Below are 3,199 nucleotides of genomic sequence, written 5' to 3'. Positions count from 1 at the left end.
GGTGCCGAGCAGGTGGGCGGCGAGGAGCTCGACGTCCGTGCGCGCCGAGGCGATGCCGGCGTCGCGCAGCACGCGCTCCCCGCGGCGCAGGGCGTCCGCGAGCGGCACGGCGGCCGGGACGTCGACCGAGCCGCTCACGCCTGGCCGCCCGCCGCCGCCAGCCGGGCTGCCTCGTCGGCCTCGATCGCCGAGCGCACGACCGGGTCGAGGTCGCCGTCGAGCACCTGGTCGAGGTTGTACGCCTTGTAGCCGGTGCGGTGGTCGGCGATCCGGTTCTCCGGGAAGTTGTACGTCCGGATCCGCTCGGAGCGGTCGACCGTGCGGACCTGGGAGCGCCGGGCCTGGGACGCGGCCGCGGCCGCCTCCTCCTGCCGCGCCGCGAGCAGGCGCGCGCGCAGGATGCGCAGCGCCTGCTCCTTGTTCTGGAGCTGGGACTTCTCGTTCTGGCACGAGACGACCAGGCCGGTGGGCAGGTGCGTGATGCGCACGGCCGAGTCGGTGGTGTTGACCGACTGCCCGCCGGGGCCCGACGAGCGGTAGACGTCGATCCGCAGGTCGTTCGGGTCGATCGCGACCTCGCCGGCGTCCTCGACCTCGGGCAGGGCGACGACGCCCGCGGCGGAGGTGTGGATGCGGCCCTGCGACTCGGTGACCGGCACGCGCTGCACCCGGTGGACGCCGCCCTCGTACTTCAGGTGGGCCCACACGCCGTCCTGGGGCGCCACGGTGCCGCGCGCCTTGACCGCGAGCGTCACGTCCTTGTAGCCGCCGAGGTCGGACTGCGTCGCGTCGAGCACCTGCGTGGCCCAGCCGCGCCGCTCGGCGTACCGCACGTACATGCGCAGCAGGTCGCCGGCGAAGAGCGCCGACTCCTCGCCGCCCTCCCCCGCCTTGATCTCGAGGATCACGTCGCGCGCGTCGTCGGGGTCGCGCGGGACGAGCACCCGCCGCAGCACGGCGGCGGCCTCGTCGGCCACCTCGCGCAGCGCCGGCAGCTCCGCCGCGAAGGCGTCGTCGTCCGGCGCGAGCTCGGCGGCGGCCGCGGCGTCGCCGTCGGCCTGCTCCCACGCGCGGTAGGCCGCGACGACGCGGCCCAGCTCGGCGTAGCGGCGGCCGAGCGACCGGGCCCGGCCGGCGTCGGCGTGGACCGAGGGGTCGGCGAGCTGCGCCTCGATCTGGGCGTGCTCGGCGAGCAGCGGGGCGACGGCGTCGGTGGTCTCGCTCATCGTCGGCTCCGGACGGTGGGTGGGTGGCAGGGCGGGCACGACGACGCCGGCGGTCCCACCGCGTCCGGCGTGCCATGGAGGGCGCGTCCGGGCGGGGGTCCGCCGGCGTCGAGGGTGCTACTTGGCGGCGTCGGCCTTCTTGCCGTACCGCGCCTCGAACCGGGCCACGCGGCCACCGGTGTCGAGGATCTTCTGCTTGCCCGTGTAGAACGGGTGGCACGCGCTGCAGACGTCGGCGTGGATCTCGCCGGCCTTCGCCGTGCTGCGCGTCGTGAACGTGTTGCCGCAGGTGCAGGTCACCGAGGTGGTGACGTACTCCGGGTGGATGTCCTTCTTCACGGGCTTCTCCTCATCAGATGGCCGCCGGGTCGTGCGCGGGACCGCGCACGTGAACCGGAACCGGTGGAACAGTCTGCCAGAACGCCGGGGACGGTCCGAATCTTCCCTCCCCGGCGCCGGGCCACCTCACTCGTCCCGGTGGCCCGGGGCGCTGGGCGTGGTCTTCTGGACCTGGAGCAGGAACTCCACGTTGCTGTGCGTCTCGCGCAGCTTGCCGAGCAGCAGCTCGATCGCCTGCTGCTGGTCGAGCGCGCTCATCACGCGCCGCAGCTTCCAGCTGATCTTCAGCTCGTCGGCCGGGATGAGGATCTCCTCGCGGCGCGTGCCCGAGGCGTCCACGTCCACGGCCGGGAAGATCCGCTTGTCCGCGAGCGCCCGGGAGAGCTTGAGCTCCATGTTCCCGGTGCCCTTGAACTCCTCGAAGATGACCTCGTCGGCCTTGGACCCGGTCTCGACGAGCGCCGTGGCCAGGATCGTCAGCGAGCCGCCGTTCTCGATGTTGCGGGCCGCGCCGAAGAACCGCTTCGGCGGGTACAGCGCGCTCGAGTCGACGCCGCCGGACAGGATCCGGCCGGACGCCGGTGCGGCGATGTTGTACGCACGGCCCAGGCGGGTGATCGAGTCGAGGAGCACGACGACGTCCTGCCCCAGCTCGACGAGCCGCTTGGCGCGCTCGATCGCGAGCTCCGCGACGGTGGTGTGGTCGTCGGCCGGCCGGTCGAAGGTCGAGGCGATGACCTCTCCCTTGACCGTGCGCTGCATGTCCGTGACCTCCTCGGGGCGCTCGTCGACGAGCACGACCATGAGGTGGACCTCGGGGTTGTTCGTGGTGATCGCGTTGGCGATCGCCTGCAGCACCAGCGTCTTGCCCGCCTTGGGCGGCGAGACGATCAGGCCGCGCTGCCCCTTGCCGATGGGCGCGACCAGGTCGATGACGCGGGTCGTCAGGAGGTTCGGCGCGGTCTCCAGGCGCAGGCGCTCCTGCGGGTACAGCGGCGTGAGCTTGCCGAAGTCGGGCCGGGCGCGCGACTCCTCGGGCGACATGCCGTTGATCGAGTCGAGCCGGACGAGCGCGTTGACCTTGGAGTTGCGGCCCTGCGGGAGCGGCTCGCCGTCGCGCGGCTGGCGCACGGCGCCGACGATCGCGTCGCCCTTGCGCATGCCGTACTTCTTCACCTGGTTGGTGGAGACGTAGACGTCGTTGTCGCCCGGCAGGTAGCCGGAGGTCCGCACGAAGGCGTAGTTGTCCTTGATGTCGAGGATGCCCGCGACGGGCAGCAGCACGTCGTCGTCGCTGACCTCGACCTCGTCGTAGCCCGCGAGCTCGCCGCCGCCCCGGCCCGGGCGCCGCTTGGTGGTGCGGTCCCGGTCGCGGTAGCGACCCCGACGACGCCGGCCGCCGGGCTCGTCGTCCTCGAACACCTCGGGGCGGCCCTGGGCGGGTGCCTGGCGCTGCTGGCGCTGCGGTTCCGTGCGCTGCTGGTCACCGCGCTGCTGGTCGCCGCGCTGCTGGTCACGCTGCTCGGTCCGCTGGTCGCCGCGCGGGGACTCGGCGCGCTGGTCGCGCTGGCCGGCCTGGGGGTCGTGCTGCTCGCGCGGCGCGCCCTCGGCGTCGACCGGGGCGCCCTCGCCCC

Annotated in this window: 3 protein-coding genes; all 3 read right to left on the bottom strand. The window is 73.6% G+C overall.

Translation table 11 applies throughout. The annotated features are described in order from the left end of the window. Positions 1–134: 134 nt before the first annotated feature. A complete protein-coding gene (gene prfA / locus IDM29_RS15830; protein ID WP_188037773.1) occupies positions 135–1,226 on the bottom strand; it encodes a peptide chain release factor 1 in 1,092 nt (363 codons plus the stop codon). 117 nt (positions 1,227–1,343) lie between these two features. Further along, entirely contained in the window at positions 1,344–1,565 is a 222-nt protein-coding gene (rpmE, locus tag IDM29_RS15825) for a 50S ribosomal protein L31 (RefSeq protein ID WP_182111656.1), read from the bottom strand. A gap of 126 nt (positions 1,566–1,691) precedes the next feature. Further along, the coding region (gene rho / locus IDM29_RS15820) for a transcription termination factor Rho (RefSeq protein ID WP_188037772.1) at positions 1,692–3,199 on the bottom strand (1,508 nt) is incomplete at its 5' end.

The sequence above is a fragment of the Actinotalea sp. JY-7885 genome (genome assembly GCF_014525465.1).
Classification (GTDB): domain Bacteria; phylum Actinomycetota; class Actinomycetes; order Actinomycetales; family Cellulomonadaceae; genus Actinotalea.
Note: the sequence above shows the minus strand (reverse complement) of the source record. Positions and strands in the feature narration are given on the sequence as shown.

Bases quoted from the DNA above. Each gene is read 5' to 3' on its own strand.
- prfA (WP_188037773.1), bottom strand. From the start codon at position 1,226: ATGAGCGAGACCACCGACGCCGTCGCCCCGCTGCTCGCCGAGCACGCC.